The organism is Flavivirga rizhaonensis (assembly GCF_004791695.1).
Classification (GTDB): Bacteria; Bacteroidota; Bacteroidia; order Flavobacteriales; family Flavobacteriaceae; genus Flavivirga; species Flavivirga rizhaonensis.
In genome coordinates this window covers 33,696-50,761 of the sequence record NZ_SRSO01000002.1, presented here as the reverse complement: position 1 = coordinate 50,761, position 17,066 = coordinate 33,696, and the positions used below count along the sequence as shown (strand labels likewise).

General features: G+C 31.2%; 23 protein-coding genes and 1 tRNA gene. 18 read left to right on the top strand and 6 right to left on the bottom strand.

Annotation, left to right across the window (positions count from 1 at the left end; genetic code table 11):
- Positions 1-219 precede the first annotated feature (219 nt).
- From EM932_RS02105 to EM932_RS02050, 12 genes are all read left to right on the top strand, one after another.
- Positions 220-1,068: a universal stress protein gene (locus tag EM932_RS02105; RefSeq protein ID WP_135875000.1), complete on the top strand. Its 849-nt coding sequence runs from the start codon at positions 220-222 to the stop codon at positions 1,066-1,068.
- Between the two features lie 15 nt (positions 1,069-1,083).
- The gene (locus EM932_RS02100) at positions 1,084-1,935 is read left to right on the top strand and encodes a universal stress protein (RefSeq protein ID WP_135874998.1); all 852 of its coding nucleotides are present in this window, start codon (positions 1,084-1,086) and stop codon (positions 1,933-1,935) included.
- Between the two features lie 3 nt (positions 1,936-1,938).
- Positions 1,939-2,769, top strand: a complete 831-nt coding sequence (locus EM932_RS02095; RefSeq protein WP_135874996.1) for a universal stress protein — start codon at positions 1,939-1,941, stop codon at positions 2,767-2,769.
- A 70-nt stretch (positions 2,770-2,839) separates the two neighbouring features.
- Positions 2,840-3,694 carry a universal stress protein gene (locus EM932_RS02090; protein WP_135874994.1) on the top strand — a complete coding sequence of 285 codons (855 nt, stop codon included), beginning with the start codon at positions 2,840-2,842 and terminating at the stop codon, positions 3,692-3,694.
- A 33-nt stretch (positions 3,695-3,727) separates the two neighbouring features.
- Positions 3,728-4,138 carry a hypothetical protein gene (locus EM932_RS02085; RefSeq protein WP_135874992.1) on the top strand — a complete coding sequence of 137 codons (411 nt, stop codon included), beginning with the start codon at positions 3,728-3,730 and terminating at the stop codon, positions 4,136-4,138.
- 36 nt (positions 4,139-4,174) lie between these two features.
- Entirely contained in the window at positions 4,175-5,017 is an 843-nt protein-coding gene (locus EM932_RS02080) for a restriction endonuclease (protein ID WP_135874990.1), read from the top strand.
- Between the two features lie 11 nt (positions 5,018-5,028).
- Positions 5,029-6,402 carry an MBL fold metallo-hydrolase RNA specificity domain-containing protein gene (locus EM932_RS02075; protein WP_135874988.1) on the top strand — a complete coding sequence of 458 codons (1,374 nt, stop codon included), beginning with the start codon at positions 5,029-5,031 and terminating at the stop codon, positions 6,400-6,402.
- Positions 6,403-6,413: 11 nt separating this feature from the next.
- Positions 6,414-6,830 (top strand): hypothetical protein, encoded by a 417-nt coding sequence (locus EM932_RS02070; RefSeq protein ID WP_135874986.1) that lies wholly within the window; start codon positions 6,414-6,416, stop codon positions 6,828-6,830.
- A gap of 116 nt (positions 6,831-6,946) precedes the next feature.
- Positions 6,947-7,468 carry an Hsp20/alpha crystallin family protein gene (locus tag EM932_RS02065; protein ID WP_246040846.1) on the top strand — a complete coding sequence of 174 codons (522 nt, stop codon included), beginning with the start codon at positions 6,947-6,949 and terminating at the stop codon, positions 7,466-7,468.
- 74 nt (positions 7,469-7,542) lie between these two features.
- Positions 7,543-7,986, top strand: coding sequence for a hypothetical protein (locus tag EM932_RS02060; RefSeq protein ID WP_135874984.1), 444 nt, complete (start codon positions 7,543-7,545; stop codon positions 7,984-7,986).
- A 10-nt stretch (positions 7,987-7,996) separates the two neighbouring features.
- Positions 7,997-8,665: a hypothetical protein gene (locus tag EM932_RS02055; RefSeq protein WP_135874982.1), complete on the top strand. Its 669-nt coding sequence runs from the start codon at positions 7,997-7,999 to the stop codon at positions 8,663-8,665.
- Complete coding sequence (locus EM932_RS02050; RefSeq protein WP_135874980.1) at positions 8,646-9,311, top strand: hypothetical protein; 666 nt, start codon at positions 8,646-8,648, stop codon at positions 9,309-9,311. The genes EM932_RS02055 and EM932_RS02050 overlap by 20 nt, the downstream gene beginning before the upstream one ends.
- A gap of 7 nt (positions 9,312-9,318) precedes the next feature.
- Here EM932_RS02050 and EM932_RS02045 read toward each other — a convergent pair whose 3' ends face one another.
- Positions 9,319-9,606 (bottom strand): VIT1/CCC1 transporter family protein, encoded by a 288-nt coding sequence (locus tag EM932_RS02045; protein ID WP_262709935.1) that lies wholly within the window; start codon positions 9,604-9,606, stop codon positions 9,319-9,321.
- A gap of 58 nt (positions 9,607-9,664) precedes the next feature.
- A tRNA-Arg gene (locus tag EM932_RS02040) sits at positions 9,665-9,738 on the bottom strand.
- Positions 9,739-9,820: 82 nt separating this feature from the next.
- Between EM932_RS02040 and EM932_RS02035 the strand changes: the two genes are divergently transcribed.
- The 6 genes from EM932_RS02035 (at position 9,821) to EM932_RS02010 (ending at position 14,254) form a co-directional block, all read left to right on the top strand.
- Complete coding sequence (locus EM932_RS02035) at positions 9,821-10,450, top strand: Crp/Fnr family transcriptional regulator (protein WP_135874976.1); 630 nt, start codon at positions 9,821-9,823, stop codon at positions 10,448-10,450.
- A gap of 252 nt (positions 10,451-10,702) precedes the next feature.
- Positions 10,703-11,260, top strand: a complete 558-nt coding sequence (locus EM932_RS02030) for a YeeE/YedE family protein (protein ID WP_135874974.1) — start codon at positions 10,703-10,705, stop codon at positions 11,258-11,260.
- Between the two features lie 4 nt (positions 11,261-11,264).
- Positions 11,265-11,678 carry a DUF6691 family protein gene (locus EM932_RS02025; protein WP_135874972.1) on the top strand — a complete coding sequence of 138 codons (414 nt, stop codon included), beginning with the start codon at positions 11,265-11,267 and terminating at the stop codon, positions 11,676-11,678.
- Positions 11,679-12,470 (top strand): sulfite exporter TauE/SafE family protein, encoded by a 792-nt coding sequence (locus tag EM932_RS02020; RefSeq protein ID WP_135874970.1) that lies wholly within the window; start codon positions 11,679-11,681, stop codon positions 12,468-12,470.
- 102 nt (positions 12,471-12,572) lie between these two features.
- Positions 12,573-13,982 (top strand): MBL fold metallo-hydrolase, encoded by a 1,410-nt coding sequence (locus EM932_RS02015; protein WP_135874968.1) that lies wholly within the window; start codon positions 12,573-12,575, stop codon positions 13,980-13,982.
- 2 nt (positions 13,983-13,984) lie between these two features.
- On the top strand, positions 13,985-14,254 hold the full coding sequence (locus EM932_RS02010) for a heavy-metal-associated domain-containing protein (RefSeq protein WP_135874966.1): 270 nt from the start codon (positions 13,985-13,987) through the stop codon (positions 14,252-14,254).
- A 4-nt stretch (positions 14,255-14,258) separates the two neighbouring features.
- Here EM932_RS02010 and EM932_RS02005 read toward each other — a convergent pair whose 3' ends face one another.
- The 4 genes from EM932_RS02005 to EM932_RS01990 form a co-directional block, all read right to left on the bottom strand.
- Complete coding sequence (locus EM932_RS02005; RefSeq protein WP_135874964.1) at positions 14,259-14,534, bottom strand: ATP-dependent Clp protease adaptor ClpS; 276 nt, start codon at positions 14,532-14,534, stop codon at positions 14,259-14,261.
- 82 nt (positions 14,535-14,616) lie between these two features.
- On the bottom strand, positions 14,617-15,453 hold the full coding sequence (gene prmA, locus EM932_RS02000; RefSeq protein WP_135874962.1) for a 50S ribosomal protein L11 methyltransferase: 837 nt from the start codon (positions 15,451-15,453) through the stop codon (positions 14,617-14,619).
- Positions 15,454-15,789: 336 nt separating this feature from the next.
- Positions 15,790-16,539 carry a triose-phosphate isomerase gene (gene tpiA / locus EM932_RS01995; protein ID WP_135874960.1) on the bottom strand — a complete coding sequence of 250 codons (750 nt, stop codon included), beginning with the start codon at positions 16,537-16,539 and terminating at the stop codon, positions 15,790-15,792.
- 40 nt (positions 16,540-16,579) lie between these two features.
- Positions 16,580-17,062, bottom strand: a complete 483-nt coding sequence (locus EM932_RS01990) for a TlpA family protein disulfide reductase (protein ID WP_135874958.1) — start codon at positions 17,060-17,062, stop codon at positions 16,580-16,582.
- Positions 17,063-17,066: the final 4 nt, after the last annotated feature.

The following is a 17,066-nucleotide window of genomic DNA, read 5'->3' as shown; positions in this document are numbered from 1 at the left end:
TGAAAAGGAAACAGGAAGTATACACTTCCTGTTTCTTATTTATAGAGCGGCTATTAATCAATTCACATGCTAATTTTCTAGCCCTAAATAGTCGATACAGATTATTTAGGCTAGGCAATAACACTTATAAAGTATACTTAAGGTTCTCAATCTCTAATTCTGATATATATCATTGTATCCTAATGGTTTAGTATTTAATTTTAGAGAAATACTGTAACCATGAGAAAAATACTGATTCCTACCGATTTTTCTGAGAATGCCATAAATGCTTTAAGATATGCTACAGACTTATTTAAGTATGACCTTAGCGAATTTCATATCATGCATGCCTACCAAGATGATATTTATTCTGATGAAGTTTTATTAACCAGAGAAACATTGGATAAGGTTACCTCAATAATCAGTAAAAAATCTGATAAGCAACTACAAAATATAAAAAAAGCCATTATCAATACCTCACCAAACCCCAGACATACTTTTAATACAATTTCTGCCAATAATTTGCTTTTGGATGAAGCCGATATAATTGTGAACGAACAAAATATTGATATTATAGTGATGGGAACTAAAGGAAAAACCAATGACAAAAAATTAACCTTTGGAAGCAACACATTACAGGTTCTAAAATATGTACAATGCCCAGTATTGGCAATACCAGAAAACTATAAATACACACAACCCAAACATATTCTTTTCCCAACAAATTACATGATACCCTACAAAAGACGGGAGCTAAAATTACTCTGTGAAATAGCAGCACCTTATAGAGCTAAAATAGATATGCTCTACATTTCTAAAAGTATAAAGCTATCGCGTAGACAGCAAGAAAACAAAGATTTCATCAAAAATGAGTTGTGTAAAAATACAATCAACTTCAAAATAGAAAGCAGTAATCATCTTATTAATTCAATATATAAACACATTAAAGAGAAACATATTGATATGCTTGTAATGGTAAACACAAAACATTCATTTTTTGAAAACATCCTGTTTCAATCTCCTTTGGATGAGTTGAGTTTAAATCTCGATATTCCTCTTTTGTCATTACAGAATATGAAACGCAGTTAAGTAAAATTTAATATCATGAAAAAAATACTTCTTCCTACCGATTTTTCCAATAATTCATGGAACGCGATATCTTATGCATTACAACTATTTAAAAATGAAACCTGTAAGTTTTATTTGTTAAATGCATACACGCCAGTAATTTACCATGTAGAATATGTTTTGGTAAGTCCAGCACAATATGGTTTGGGCGATGCTGTTAGGGAAAATGCCCTAAAACAGTTGGAAGACTTTAAAACCAGAATAGAAAAGGAATTTAGCAATCCAAAACATACCTTAAAAACCATGGCAGTATTTAATACTTTGGTTTCAGAAATAAAGGAAGTTGTTGACAAAAAAGCGATTGATTATGTAGTAACGGGAACAAAAGGGGCTACTGGCGTAAAAGAGGTGTTATTTGGATCGAATACCGTGCATATTTTTAAAAATGTAAAATGCCCTGTAATAGCGATACCTGATGATTTTAGTTTTGAAAAACCACATGAGGTTTTGTTTCCAACAGACTATGAGATTGACTATAAAGACCACCACTTAAAACCTATAATTGATATTGTTTCGCTTTACAATACCAGAGTAAATATATTAAATGTGTCCTACGGGTATGATTTGTCTGAATCTCAAAAAGCACACAAAAGCATATTAGAGACGTATTTTAAAAACACAACACATTTATTTCATAGTGTAAGTAACCAAAATGTTCCGGAAGCAATTACAAATTTTCAGATTAAGGCTAAAATCAACTTGTTGATTATGATTAATAACAAACATTCATTTTTTGAAAACTTGTTTTTTAAATCAACAATAAATCAGATAGGATTTCATTTAAATGTCCCTTTCTTGGTAATTCCATCTACAACCTATAAAACTTAAACCATGAAACGAAATATTTTGATTCCTACCGATTTTTCTGCCAATTCATGGGGATCCATAGGATACGCTTTAAAACTCTTTAAAGATATAGAGTGTTCATTTTATTTTTTGAACTCTACAATAATAAAAACATCTACTTTATCTAATCTTTCAAACAAACTATTAGAAACAATGAAAGATAATGCCCTAAAAGAGTTGTTAGAAATGAAAAATATAGTGGAACACAATAACGCCAATGCAAACCATGACTTTCAAATAATTCTAAGTACTAAAGATTTAAAAAAAGCTATTAAAACAGCCATTAAAGAATGGAATATAGATTTAATAATTATGGGTACAAAAGGTGCCACAGGCGCAAAAGAAATTTTCTTTGGTAGCAACACGGTGCATGTTATAAAAGGCATTAGAGATTGTCCCGTGTTAATTGTGCCAGAAGACTACAATTTTGTGACCCCAACACAAATAGCTTTTCCAACAGATTTCAATCGGTTTTATGATAATAAAGAATTGCACCCTATAAAACAATTGGCAGATTTATATAATTCTAAAATTAGAATCGTACATATTAATGAAGAGGAAGAACTTAATGATATACAAGAGTATAACATAACAATGTTACAAAACTACTTAAGCGATTATGAGCACAGTCTCCATTGGATGCCCAAATATGATAAAAAAGCAGTTGAAATTAATGATTTTATTGAAGAATTAGAGATAGATATACTCGCTATGGTAAATTACAAACACAGTTTTATTGAAAAAATAATACACGAACCCATCATAAAAAAAATAGGATTTCAACCTATTGTTCCATTTTTAGTTGTACCAGAATGAGCTGATATATATCATTGCTACCCATACTCTGCAGGATTAAATTTAGGTAATAAATTAAAGCATAAACCTCATGAAACGCAAAATATTATTGCCAATAGATTTTTCTAAAAATGCACGGCATGCCATAACCTTTGCCTTGGAATTATATAAAAAAGACCAATGCGATTTTTATATTCTCAACGTGTTTTCGGCTACCAGCAATATTGTAGACTCATTAATAAACATGGAACCTGGGAGTGATATGTATGAATCAGCAAAATTAGATTCTGAAAATGGGCTAGCCAAAGTTTTAGATATGCTTGCTTTTAAAGACCATAACAATCCAAAACATCAATTTAAAACCATTTCTACATTTAATAGTGTTGTCGAAGCCATCAAAAATATAGTTGAAGATAAGGATATTGAAATGATTGTCATGGGGACAAAAGGCAAAACAGGCTCTAGAAAAAAGATGTTTGGTACTGTAGCCATAGATGTTATGGAAAAGATAAGAAATTGTCCAATAATTGTAGTTCCAGAAATAGCAAAACTAGAGTTGCCTAAAGAGATCGTTTTTCCCACAAGCTATAAAACCCATTTTAAAAGAAGAGAGTTAACTTACTTAGTAGGTTTGGCTAAAAAGTGTGATGCCTCGATTAGAGTTTTGCACATATCTACTGAGAAAAAACTAAGCGAAAAACAACTCAATAACAAAAAATTGCTTGAAGAGTATTTTGAAGCTATAAGTTATTCTTTCCATACCCTTAGCCATATGGATATACCTACGGCTATTAATTGTTTTGTTGAAAGTAGAGAAAGTGATATGGTTGCTTTTATTAATAAAAAGCATCTATTTTTTGGAAGTATGTTAACACATCCTTTGGTAAAAGAAATTGGTTACGATTCTAAAGTACCGCTTTTGGTAATGCATGATTTAAGAAACTAAAAATTAATGTAAAAACTTAACAACTTATTACAAATGAAAGTAGGTATATGGTTAGATAAAACAAAGGCAATTGTAGTTACGCTATACAACGGTGAAGTTGGTGTAAATACCATATTGTCCAACATAGAACATTTTCATGTTCATGGTGGCTCTGGAACACGATTAAAAGGCGGTCCTCAAGATGTTGTTCAAGACAGCAAATATTTAGAACGTGAAAAACATCAATTTAAAAAATACTTTGATGATATTATTTCAGAAATTGAAGAAGTTAATGCCATAGTACTTTTTGGTCCAGCAGAAACCTGTGTTAAATTGGATAAACATTTAAAAAGTCATTACCTAGATTTAAGCAAAAAGGTTAAAGATGTTGTAAAAATGGATAGTATGACCAAACGACAAGTAAAAGCCTGGGTAATAGCTTTTTTTAAAGAAAATAGATTGTAATTCTTATTTATAAACTTAAATTTTATAACACAAAAGATGGAAACAGGCACAATCGAAATCATCAAATCTTCAGGAAAAAAAGTAAAGTTTTCACTAGATAAATTAAAGACATCTTTAAAACGTACTGGTGCAGACCAACAAACAGTAAAGGGGATTATAGATAAGGTTAGAGACGAACTGTATCAAGGTATTTCAACAAAAGAAATCTATAACAGGGCATTTGCCTTACTTAAAAAGAGGAAAAGTTATTTAGCGTCAAAATACAAACTAAAAAAAGCTATTTATGAGTTAGGACCAACAGGTTTTCCTTTTGAACGCTTTATTGGCAATATATTACAGTATTCAGGATTTGAAATCGAAATCGGTAAAATTGTACAAGGACAATGTGTTACTCACGAAATTGATGTCATAGCACATAAAAATAATGAAACTACCATAATAGAATGTAAATTTCATAACGAACAAGGGCTTAATTGCAATGTAAAAATCCCACTCTATATAAATGCCCGTTATAATGATGTGAAAGCCCATTGGAATACAAATACAAAAATAAAATCTAAGCTAACAAAAGGTTGGGTGGTAACAAATACCCGCTTTACAGAAGATGCACTTCAATATGGTAAATGTATAAATCTTTATTTGCTAAGTTGGGATTATCCTAAAAACGATGGATTAAAAGACCGTATAGACCGTTTAGGATTGTATCCAATTACAGTATCTACGCTATTAACTAATAGAGAAAAACAATTTTTATTAAGTAGAGATCTAGTGCTATGCAGGACATTAATTGGCGATACTTTTTATTTAGATCATTTAGGAATTTCGGAAACCAGAAAGGAAAAAATATTGAATGAAATAAAAATGTTGTGTAACGCTTAAAAATAGCATAAATGGAAAATTTTGCGAGAATCAATTTTTTGGGAGCCTCAGGTGTCGTTACAGGCTCTAAATTTCTTATTGAAACTTCAGAAAAAAAAATATTGATAGACTGCGGAATGTTTCAAGGTTTAAAAGCGTTAAGGGAACTCAACTGGAGTAATTTACCAGTAGATGTTAAAACCATTGATGTTGTTTTGCTAACACACGGTCATTTAGACCATGTTGGCTATTTACCCAGATTATTAAAACAAGGGTTTAAGGGTAAAATTATAGGTACAGCACCTACTTTGGCCATTGCAAAAATCATTTTAAAAGATAGTGCCAAAATTCACGAAGAAGAAGCGAAAAAGGCAAACAAGGAAAAATACACCAAACATAATCCTGCATTGCCATTTTATACCAAGTTTGAAGCAGAAAAAACCATAGCACAGTTTCAAGTAGAACTGCCAGATAAATGGATAGCGTTTTCAGAAAATATATCATATCGCTTTCAGTATAACGGTCATATCATCGGTGCCACATTTATTGAATTAAATATAAACGGAAAACGATTTGTGTTTTCTGGAGACATTGGTAGACCGAATGATTATTTATTAGAAGACCCTAAAAAACCAGAGTGGGCAGATTATTTATTCATTGAAAGCACCTATGGCAATAAACTACATCCAAAAGAAAATATTGAAGATATTCTCTCTCAACTTGTCAATGAAACCATTCATAAAAAAGGAAATTTAATCATCCCAAGTTTTGCCGTAGAACGCTTACAAACGCTCATGTATTTACTTTGGAAACTTTACAAAAAAAATAAAATACCCAACATTCCCATTTTTATAGATAGTCCAATGGGAAATAACGTTTTAGAGGTATTTCAGCGTTTTCCAAAATGGCATAAGCTATCTATATCAGAATATAATACTATGTGCAACCACATAAACATTATTCAATCTTATAAAGAAACCTGGGAAACCATTGACGATAAACGGTCTAAAATAATTATTGCAGGTAGTGGTATGGTAACGGGAGGGCGCGTACTTACATATTTGCAACAACTTATAGATGAAGCATCGACTACAGTTTTATTAGTAGGCTATCAAGCCGAAGGTACTAGAGGGAGACAGTTACAAGACGGCGCTCACGAAATACGTTTTTTTGGCAAATATTATCCTGTAAAAGCTACCATTAAGCATATAGAAAGTTTATCGGCACATGCAGATCAAAACGATTTATTGGATTGGATGAGCAACATTAAAAATATTCCAGAAAAAGTATTTTTAATTCACGGCGAGCCTATGGCCTTAGATGCTTTCCGCGTAAAAATAAAAGACACCTATAATTGGCATGTAACCATACCAAAACTTGCTGATATTGAAAAAGTATTTATATAATCTATAAAAAAATGGAAGCACTACATACATATCAAAGCTTCAATAGCGATAAATCTATTGGAGAGTTACAATACAACATATTGCGAGATGAAAATAGCTTGGAAAATTTAAAATTCGAACTTCAATTTTATAAATCTTTATTAAGCAAACCTATTTTCAAACCTCATGTAATGAATTTATATGAAAAGCTTACCAAGTTAAAAAATGAGATAAATGCCTTAAATAAAAATAGTATTAGCCTTTTAAATGAACTAAACTCACTTGCACATCAAATTAGAAACAAAATTGAATGTGATGATATGACTTGCGATAATTTCTTCGTAAAAAAACATGATGACATAGAGCTTAAAGTTTTCAATTTAAAGACTAAAATTTTCAACTTCAAATTTAGGTTATTCCAATATTTAGAAAGTATTATTATCAACTAAAAAGTTTTATTAAAACACTTTATACTTCCTTAACTGACTGATATATATCATTGTGAAAGCCTGTTTCTGTAAATATATTAGTGTTGAAAAATAAGTTTAACCTAAATATATTTATTATGACAACATTAATGAAACGTAGAAGAAAGAGAAATGGATTATCTCCATTTGAAAGCCAATTATTAACCCCTTGGAGTAATAGTCTTTTAAGACCTTGGGGGAGTAGATTATTCCCTTCTAATTTAAACAACATTGTAAGATTTGATGATCTTTTCAACAATGATTTCTTTGAAGATGATAGTTTAATGCCTGCTGTAAATGTAAAAGAACATGAAGAAGATTTTGAAATTGAATTAGCAGCTCCAGGATTTAACAAAAAAGATTTTGAAGTAACCATTGAGGAAGATGTACTTTATGTATGTGGTGAAAAAGAATTAGAAGAAGAAGAGAAAGAAGATGAGTACTCTCGCAAAGAATTTAGTTATAAATCTTTTAAAAGATCTATGATGCTTCCACCTTCGGTAGATTTAGACCAAGATGTAAAAGCAGCGTACAAAAATGGCATTTTAAAAGTGAAACTACTAAAAAAAGAAGAGGCAGCTCAACAAGAACCTGCTAAAAAAGTTATTGAGGTTAATTAATTTCTATCAAGCAGAAAGGATCTATGTTTTAAGCGTGTTACTTTCTGCTTTTTAAATTCTAAAATTTCAAAATCATGAAAACAAAAAGCAATAAACCAAAGTATGTAGCATGGTTAAGTACTGAAACAATGCATAATGCGTCTAAAAAATGGTTATCTGAATTAGAATTTGCTAAAGACGAGCAATTGTTTTTTGACGATTTAGTAAAATCATATACACTTCAACTTATTGACTCAAAACATTTTAACGAGAGCAAAAGCATAGTTACCCAATTGAGTAAACTTCAAAAGGAAACAGATAAGTTGATTGAAACTATTAAAAAGCACGAAAGAGAACTTAAAATTATGGTTGATGGTATAGACCAAATAGAGTTAGAAAATGCTTATAAAGATGAACACGGAAAACTTATTATTACAATAGCCGATTTTTTAGATATCTATAGAAAACTAAAAACACAATTATTTGCCCTTGTTAAAGGTATTTTAAAGGATAAAAAGCAAAAACGATTGCTACAATAAGAAAATTAAGATGAAATTTATAAACACCATATTACTTTGTTTACTCGTTATTTGCTGTTCTACGACAGAATTGATTGAAAACTGGAAAAACCCAGATATAGACTCATACAGTCCCAATAAAGTTTTATTGGTTGGCATGACTTCTAATATTGAAGCAAGACAACAATTTGAAAAACAATTACAGGATGAATATGCATATAGAGGTATCGAGTCTGTGATGAGTTTAGAACTTTTTGAACCATCATTTACCACCGAAAAAAAGACTGAAGAAGAATTAAAAACGCTAGAAATCAAACTCATCAATGATGGTTTTGATACAGTATTGTTCACAAAAGTAATTGGTGTTGAAGATAAAATTGCATACAAGAAAAATTATGATGATTACGATAGTACTTACAGGAAATTTAGTGACGATTATTTAAAATATCAAGATGCTTTTTATAACCCGGATTATTATGAGGAATATACTGTTTACCACACCGAAACATCCATGTATTGCATTTGTCCAACGAAGGACAGAGAACTTATTTGGAAAGGTTACATAGATGTCATGGATCCACAATCAATCCATGAGACTGTAAACGATTATGTAAGACTGGTAATTGTTGTTTTGGAAGAACAGCAACTTATAAGCCCTATACTTTTGGAAGACAATGTAGATGAAGAAGCCATTAAATAATATTAATTTAAAAATAAACAAGATTATTAGCCTGGTTTTGATTTTAATGATGCTTAGTTGCTCGTCAACAAAACTAATTAAAAGCTGGAAAAACCCAGATTACTATAGATTCAATCCTAAAAAAATATTGGTTGTTGGTGCTACCCCAAATTATGAAGCACGTAAGGCATACGAGTTTCAGCTTATCACTGAATTAAATGCCAGAAAAATAAATGCTTTACAAAGTGCTGTGGTTTTTGAGAAATCATTTCAAGATTCCAAACAAACTGAAAAGGATATTGAAGTTGAAATAGACAAATTACTTTTAAATGGTTATGATACTGTTTTAGTCTCTTTAGTTAAAGGTATTGATGACAATCAATCTTATGCAAGTGATTCTCCAAAAACCGATTATCACTTAAGAAAATTTATCGGTTATTATTTATTATATCAAGATGCCTATTTTAATCAAGATTATTATAACAGATATAAAGTTTTTAATATTGAAACATCTATTTATAATTTAAAAAAAGAATCAGATAAATCATTAGTTTGGAGAGGTTCTTTTGATTTGATTGATCCAACAAACAGTTCTGAAGCTATTGATTCACATATTAAAAAACTTATTAAAACTTTAGAAAAAGAAAAAATTATACCCAAAAAGTAATTCAGTTTTATCCTGTAATAATACTTTCAAGAATATCCCCAACAAAATATGAAACTAATGCCGCAAGAATTCCTAAACTAAGCGTTTCAAATATGCCCTTTATTTTACTGGTTTGTGTAACATAGGTTTTTAACAAGCCTATAAAAATAAAACCGACAGATGCCAATATACTTGTCCAAACAAATAAATTCGCTGGAAAATTTCCAATATAATCCCAAACATAAATTTGCAATGGATTTGCAATAAAAATAAACAAAAGAAGGTATAAAACGAGGTTATTTTTATGTTTTTGAATTGGAAATAAAAGATTTAGAGAATAAAAAAACCCCAGTATTAGCGGGGTTTTAGTGGCGTGACCATGGCAGGATTCAAACCTGCAACCTCTTGAGCCGTAATCAAGTGCGCTATTCAGTTGCGCCACATGGCCATTTTTGTGGGTGCAAATATAGTATTTTTATTAAAACATCACCAAATTTTTATTCCAAATTTGTAATTCATTACTTTTGAATATGGGAAAGGAATTATTATATCAAAAGTTTAATCATATTTTAGATGACACACTTATAAATGAAATTGAAAAAGTGGGTACAATAAGTACGTTTTTAAAAGATGATATTATTATAGATATTAATCAACCATTACAGTATATACCGCTTTTATTAAGTGGAAATATTAAAATACTTCGAGAAGATAATGATGGAAACGAATTACTCATTTATTTTTTAGAAGCGGGCGAAACTTGTACCATGTCACTTACTTGTTGTATGGGAACTTCTAAAAGTAAAATTAGAGCCGTTGCTGAAAAAGACTCAAGCCTCATTATGATCCCCGTTCAAAATATGCAAGCATGGTTTCATAATAACGAAAGTTGGCGAAATTTTATATTAGAAAGCTATCAAACACGTTTTGATGAAATGCTAGAGGCAATAGATAATCTGGCTTTCATGAAAATGGATGAGCGCCTTTATAAGTACCTAATTAATAAAGTTAAACTTCACACATCTAAAACCATCATTGCAAAACATCAAGATATCGCCGAGGATTTACATACATCGCGTGTTGTTATTTCCAGACTTTTAAAACAATTTGAAAACGAAAATAAGATAAAGCTTAGCAGAAATAAAATTGAAGTTTTATAATAAACGTGTGTTCTACACAACTCAGCTATTTAGCACTTGTATATAAATTTGTTAATATTAAGAATATACATGTCATCATGAACAGCTACAAGGAGAGCCTCATAATTATAAGGTTTCTCCAGGTTACCTTAAACAGAGTCAAAAAACTACTATCACAAACTCAAAAACATTATTAAGCATACCATAAATAAGTAACATTTATTACAAAACTTCCTTTAGTTTAACTCTACATTTGTAATAAATCTCAGTAAAATGGAATACATTTTAAATCCTTGGCCATGGTATGTATCTGGTCCATTAATTGCCGTAGTCATGGCATTATTACTCTATTTTGGTAAGACATTTGGTATGTCTTCTAATCTTAGAACCATGTGTTCGATCATGGGAGCTGGAAAAGCAGCATCTTTTTTTAAGTTTAATTGGAAAGAGCAAATATGGAACTTAATTGTTGTACTTGGTGCCGTTATTGGTGGTTTTATTGCAACTCAATATTTATCCAACGATAGTCTAACTGACCTAAATCCAGCAACTGTTGTTGAACTTCAAAATATGGGGTTTGAAAATTCAGGAGCCACATTAGTTCCTAACGAGGTGTACAGCATTGAAGCCTTAATAACCCCTAAAGGATTACTTCTTCTAGTTTTAGGTGGTTTATTGGTTGGTTTTGGTACTCGCTATGCTGGTGGTTGTACTTCAGGGCATGCTATAACAGGACTTAGCAGTTTACAAAAACCGTCTTTAATAGCTGTTATAGGTTTTTTTATTGGTGGCTTAATAATGACCAATTTTATTTTACCCCTAATTTTTTAAAAACATGAAATATTTAAAATTTTTATTAGTTGGTATTTTCTTCGGAATTGTTTTAGTGAAATCTGAAGCTGTTTCATGGTATAGAATATATGAGATGTTTAGATTTCAATCATTTCATATGTATGGCATTATAGGTACCGCGATTGCTTCTGGAATCTTATTTCTTCAAATTTCGAAAAGAGGGATTATAAAGAGTATTAAAGGAGCCGATATTTTTGTTCCAAAAAAAGAAAAAGGAATCACAAAATATATAGTTGGCGGTATTATCTTTGGACTTGGATGGGCTCTTATAGGTGCATGTCCAGGGCCTATGTATATCCTATTAGGTACAGGTGTATATAGTATGATCATTGTAATTGCCGCAGCTATTTTAGGCACATATATATACGGAGCCTTAAAAGACAAACTCCCTCATTAAATGGACTCCACACAACTATTAGGATATATTGGCGCTTTAATTGTTGGATTGGTTTTAGGTTTAATTGGTGGTGGTGGTTCTATACTTACCGTACCATTACTAGTATACCTCTTAGGCTATAACCCTGTTATTGCCACTGCCTATTCCCTTTTTGTGGTAGGTACTTCTTCTATGGTAGGTACGTATCAAAAATATAAAGAAGGATTAGTCGACATCAAAACCGGATTAGCTTTTTCATTCCCATCGTTTATTGCTGTTTATTTATCCAGACGTTATTTAGTTCCAGGTATTCCCGATACGCTTTTTAGTTTCGGTAATTATGCTCTCACTAAAGAAATGAGTATTATGATATTTTTTGCTATTATCATGTTACTTGCTTCATATTCTATGATAAAAAAAAGAAAAAACAATAATACAGTTTCATATGCCCAACCGTATTACAAAACATTCGTACAAGGTTTAATTATTGGAACTGTAACCGGGTTTATTGGTGCTGGTGGTGGTTTTCTATACGTCCCTGCTTTGGTTGTTTGGGCTAATATCCCAATGAAAAAAGCAGTAGGCACTTCATTAATTATTGTAACTATCAATTCTCTTATTGGTTTTATAGGAGATGTTCAAACTTTAGAGATTGAATGGGTATTTCTTCTTTCTTTTACTTTAATTTCTGTAATAGGGATTATTTTGGGCGTATTTATATCAAAATTTATAAGTGGGAAGAAACTCAAAAAAAGCTTTGGTTTTTTTGTTTTAATAATGGCTGTTTATATTATTTATAAAGAGCTTAAATAGTTGTAATGTGACTTTAGTCACAAAGTGAATCGTTAAAGATTCGTAATTTTGAAATGTTTAAATTAAAAGAATTTCTGCTCACTCTATAATTAAAAATAGATTATGAAAATAGAACAAATTTATACAGGATGTTTAGCTCAGGGAGCTTATTATATAGAATCTAATGGTGAAGTTGCTATTATTGATCCATTACGTGAAACACAACAGTATGTTGATAAAGCTAAGAAAGAAAATGCAGAAATTAAATATATTTTCGAGACTCATTTTCATGCTGATTTTGTTTCTGGACATGTCGATTTAGCAAAAAAAACAGGAGCTACTATTGTTTTTGGTCCTGGAGCCGAAACTGCTTATGTTGCTTATGTTGCGACAGATAACGAAGAGTTTAAAATTGGAAATATTACTATTAAGGTATTACACACTCCTGGGCATACTCTGGAGTCTTCAACATTTCTTTTAATTGATGAAAAAGGAAACGATCATGCTATTTTTAGTGGAGACACCTTGTTTTTAGGAGATGTAGGACGCCCAGATTTAGCAATAAAATCGGACTTGACAAAAGAAGATTTAGCAGGCATGTTATATGAATCTCTACGAAATAAAATCATGCCACTAGCAGATAACATTATTGTGTATCCTGCTCATGGTGCTGGTTCTGCTTGCGGAAAAAATTTAAGTAAAGAAACCGTTGGAATTTTAGGAGATCAGAAAAAAACCAACTATGCTTTAAGAACAGATATGACAAAAGAAGAGTTTGTTGAAGAAGTTTTAGACGGTATAGCTCCGCCTCCACAGTATTTTGCTAAAAATGCGATGATGAATAAATCTGGCTATGATAATTTTGAAACTGTTCTGCAAAAAGGAGATACAGAACTAACTCCGGAAGCATTTGAAGCTATGGCAAACCAAGAGGATGCTTTAGTCCTTGATGTTAGAACCGAAAAAGAATTTGTAGAAGCTCATATCCCAAATTCCATTTTTATTGGAATACATGGTGGATTTGCACCATGGGTTGGTGCTTTAATTACAGATTTAAAACAACCTATTCTACTTGTTGCTCCAAAAGGCAAAGAAAAAGAAACTGTAACTCGATTATCTCGAGTGGGCTATGATAATACCTTAGGATACCTAAAAGGTGGTATTAATGCATGGAAAGATGCTGGTAAAGATATTGAAACTATTGAGTCTATTTCTGTTGATGAATTTTCTAATCGTTTTAAAAACGGTCCAATTAATATACTTGACGTTAGAAAAGATGGCGAATATAAATCGGAGCATCTAGATAGTGATTCTGTGCAACATTTTGCATTAGATTATATAAATGATAATATGAATGTTATTGATAAATCTAAAACCTACCATCTACATTGTGCAGGTGGATATCGTTCGGTTATTGCAGCATCTATTTTAAAAGCCAGAGGATTTGACGTTATAGACATTGCTGGTGGTTTTGGAGCGATTAAAAACTCGGATTTACCAACTACTGCTTTTATTTGCCCATCAACTTTATAAAAATGAATATAACTTTAGAAATACAAAACCTTAAATGTGGTGGTTGCTCGAATACAATTACCAATAAGTTATCTAATATAGAAAATATTGGTGATGTAACCACTAGTAATGAAGATCATACCGTTTCTTTTTCCTATGAAAACGAAAAAGCATTATTGAAAGCTAAACAATTATTACATAAAATTGGCTACCCTATTGTTGGAGAAAAAAATGCGTTAACTACAAAAGCAAAATCTTTTGTTAGTTGTGCTATTGGTAGAATGAATAGCTAAAAAATTAGACTATTTCTGCGTTTAACCCTGCTTCAAGTAGCATTGAGCAGCGTGGTTTTAAATCGTCGTACACTCCTGTTTTAACTGTACACTTTCCTTTATAATGTACTATAAGCGAGCATTGCTCTGCTTGTTCTGCAGTATGATCGCATGCATAAATAAGTGTTTCTATAACATGATCGAATGTATTAACATCGTCATTAAACAAAACAATTTCGTTTTGAGTTAATACTTCTTCTTCAAGTAGTAATTCTTCTGATGTTTTTTCTCTGGTACTCATTTCTCAATTTTTATTAGATTCCCACTTTCGTAAGAATGACATTTTTATTTTGATACTCTAAAGCAAGCTTTAGAAATTTTGTTCAATTTATAAATTTTAAGGAAACCCAATTGTTTCTTTCTAATTTTTCTTCAAATTTTAACAAATGCTTTTCACATTCATCGGTAATCATAGGAATATCATCATTATAAAATCCGCTTAAAAGCAAGCTTCCATTTTCATTTAAACAAGACACATAAGTTTCCATATCATTCAGCAAAATATTACGGTTAATATTCGCAATAATAATATCATACTTTTTGTTTTTTAAAACTGTGGCATCTCCTTCTATAACGGTAATATACTGGCAGTTATTACGAGCAACATTCTCCATACTGTTTAAATAACACCAATTATCGTAATCTACTGCATCAATGGGTTTTGCGCCTTTCATTTCTGCCAAAATAGCTAATACACCGGTACCACATCCCATATCTAAAACAGACTTATCAGCCATATCATTTTTTAAAATATGCTGAATCATCATATGGGTAGTTTCATGATGTCCAGTACCAAAACTCATTTTTGGTTCAATAATAATATTAAACTTTGTATTTGGCTTATCATGAAATGGTGCCCGAACTGAACACATATCATCAACTACTATAGGGTTAAAATTCTTTTCCCATTCTTGATTCCAATTGGTTTGCTCAATCTCTTTAAATGTAAAACTGATTTCAAATTCATCTGAATTTAAAATTTGAACATCTTCAAGTATAGATTCATTCCATTCTTCTTTTTGAATATATGCTGTAACCCCTGTTTCATTTTCAACAAAGCTTTCAAAACCAGAATACCCTAATTCTGCAATAAGTATTTCTATTCCAGGCTGTAATGGGTTTACTTTAAACTCGTAACCTATATAAATAATGTTTGACATCGTTTTTATTTAAAACCTGATGAACTCTATAAATCCATCAGGTTATTTTTTATAATCGATTGAAAGAAACGAAACCCTCTAATGGATACTCATTTTGCATCACGCCTCTTAACAAATAAAGAATTTCTTGAAACGAACTATCCTCAAGGCAGAGCCATAGAGATATTTTGCTCGTTTCATACCCAATCAAGTTGAGCACAGGCTTTGACCTTTGAGTCAAAAACCGAAATTTTGTGTTTTACCTCACCCAGAACTGTCAAAAAAAGACAGTTCTGACCTCTCCAAAGGAGAGGTAAACAGGAAACCCCGACGCAGAGCGTCGAGGAGTTCTTTAGATTAAAAGGCGTTTACAATATCAAAAAAGTCGTCTGCCTTAAGTGCAGCACCTCCAATTAAACCACCGTCTACATCTGGTTTAGAAAAAATTTCTTCTGCATTTGCAGGCTTAACACTTCCACCGTAAAGAATTGAAACTTCATCAGCTACATCATTTCCGTATTTATCAGCTAATGTCTTTCTTATAAAAGCATGCATATCTTGTGCTTGCTCTGGACTAGCTGTTTCACCTGTACCAATTGCCCAAACAGGCTCATAAGCTAGTACTATATTTTGGTAAGAAGCTGTATCTAAATGAAATAAGGCGTTTTTAATTTGATTTCCAACAACAGCTTCTTCGTTTCCGGATTTTCTATCGGCTAGCTCTTCTCCAAAACAGAAAATTACACGCATGCCTTTTGCTAACGCTGCATCTACTTTTTTAGCTAGTAATTCATCTGTTTCATTAAAATACTCACGACGTTCGCTATGACCTAAAATAACTGTTTCTATTCCAATACTTTTAAGCATACTGGCGCTTATTTCACCTGTATAGGCACCATTTTCTGCAAAATGCATATTTTGAGCAATAACTTCTATATTAGTGTTTTTTAATACGCCGTATGCATGATATAAATTAGTAAATGTCGGTGCTACCATAACCTCTGCATTTGAGGTTTTAGTTTTACTTTTCAACTCATTGATTAATGATTCTGTTTGCGATAAATCATTATTCATTTTCCAATTACCTGCTACAATTTGTTTTCTCATTTTAATGTAAACCTTTAAAAATAAAGGGCTTTGTTAATTATTATAAATTTTCTTTAATTCTTATATCGTCTGCTTTAACAGCTTCAAATAATTTAATATTTCCTTTTACATCTACAACCATATAACGCGGTATCCAATCGAGGTCTATAAAATCGCTAAACACTCCATCCCAACCGGACTTTATAAAATAATGTATGCCTTCTACATCATATTTTTCAATGCCTTTTTTCCATGCTTTTTGGGTTTTATCTAAAGACAAAAAGATATAGGTAACATCTTTATATTTGGCTTGTAGGTCTTTAACCTTCGGCATTCCTTTTATACAATCGCTACACCACGATGCCCATACATCAATCACTAATGTTTTTCCTTTATGAGTCTCTAAAATCTCTCTAAAAGCTATAGGATTACCTTCCAGAGTAATAAATATATCGTTTAAAGCTGCTTCAGAAAATTGTGTTGGAGACTTTTTACAACTAAAAATGGTGATTAATAGTATAAGTATATAGCTTATTTTTTTCATATAT

Bases quoted from the DNA above. Each gene is read 5' to 3' on its own strand.
- EM932_RS02020 (WP_135874970.1), top strand. From the start codon at position 11,679: ATGGACTCCACACAACTATTAGGATATATTGGCGCTTTAATTGTTGGA.
- EM932_RS02085 (WP_135874992.1), top strand. From the start codon at position 3,728: ATGAAAGTAGGTATATGGTTAGATAAAACAAAGGCAATTGTAGTTACG.
- tpiA (WP_135874960.1), bottom strand. From the start codon at position 16,539: ATGAGAAAACAAATTGTAGCAGGTAATTGGAAAATGAATAATGATTTA.
- EM932_RS02100 (WP_135874998.1), top strand. From the start codon at position 1,084: ATGAAAAAAATACTTCTTCCTACCGATTTTTCCAATAATTCATGGAAC.
- EM932_RS02060 (WP_135874984.1), top strand. From the start codon at position 7,543: ATGAAAACAAAAAGCAATAAACCAAAGTATGTAGCATGGTTAAGTACT.
- EM932_RS02035 (WP_135874976.1), top strand. From the start codon at position 9,821: ATGGGAAAGGAATTATTATATCAAAAGTTTAATCATATTTTAGATGAC.
- EM932_RS02075 (WP_135874988.1), top strand. From the start codon at position 5,029: ATGGAAAATTTTGCGAGAATCAATTTTTTGGGAGCCTCAGGTGTCGTT.
- EM932_RS02050 (WP_135874980.1), top strand. From the start codon at position 8,646: ATGAAGAAGCCATTAAATAATATTAATTTAAAAATAAACAAGATTATT.
- EM932_RS02095 (WP_135874996.1), top strand. From the start codon at position 1,939: ATGAAACGAAATATTTTGATTCCTACCGATTTTTCTGCCAATTCATGG.
- EM932_RS02055 (WP_135874982.1), top strand. From the start codon at position 7,997: ATGAAATTTATAAACACCATATTACTTTGTTTACTCGTTATTTGCTGT.
- EM932_RS02105 (WP_135875000.1), top strand. From the start codon at position 220: ATGAGAAAAATACTGATTCCTACCGATTTTTCTGAGAATGCCATAAAT.
- prmA (WP_135874962.1), bottom strand. From the start codon at position 15,453: ATGTCAAACATTATTTATATAGGTTACGAGTTTAAAGTAAACCCATTA.
- EM932_RS02080 (WP_135874990.1), top strand. From the start codon at position 4,175: ATGGAAACAGGCACAATCGAAATCATCAAATCTTCAGGAAAAAAAGTA.
- EM932_RS02005 (WP_135874964.1), bottom strand. From the start codon at position 14,534: ATGAGTACCAGAGAAAAAACATCAGAAGAATTACTACTTGAAGAAGAA.
- EM932_RS01990 (WP_135874958.1), bottom strand. From the start codon at position 17,062: ATGAAAAAAATAAGCTATATACTTATACTATTAATCACCATTTTTAGT.
- EM932_RS02030 (WP_135874974.1), top strand. From the start codon at position 10,703: ATGGAATACATTTTAAATCCTTGGCCATGGTATGTATCTGGTCCATTA.
- EM932_RS02015 (WP_135874968.1), top strand. From the start codon at position 12,573: ATGAAAATAGAACAAATTTATACAGGATGTTTAGCTCAGGGAGCTTAT.
- EM932_RS02065 (WP_246040846.1), top strand. From the start codon at position 6,947: ATGACAACATTAATGAAACGTAGAAGAAAGAGAAATGGATTATCTCCA.
- EM932_RS02090 (WP_135874994.1), top strand. From the start codon at position 2,840: ATGAAACGCAAAATATTATTGCCAATAGATTTTTCTAAAAATGCACGG.
- EM932_RS02025 (WP_135874972.1), top strand. From the start codon at position 11,265: ATGAAATATTTAAAATTTTTATTAGTTGGTATTTTCTTCGGAATTGTT.
- EM932_RS02010 (WP_135874966.1), top strand. From the start codon at position 13,985: ATGAATATAACTTTAGAAATACAAAACCTTAAATGTGGTGGTTGCTCG.
- EM932_RS02070 (WP_135874986.1), top strand. From the start codon at position 6,414: ATGGAAGCACTACATACATATCAAAGCTTCAATAGCGATAAATCTATT.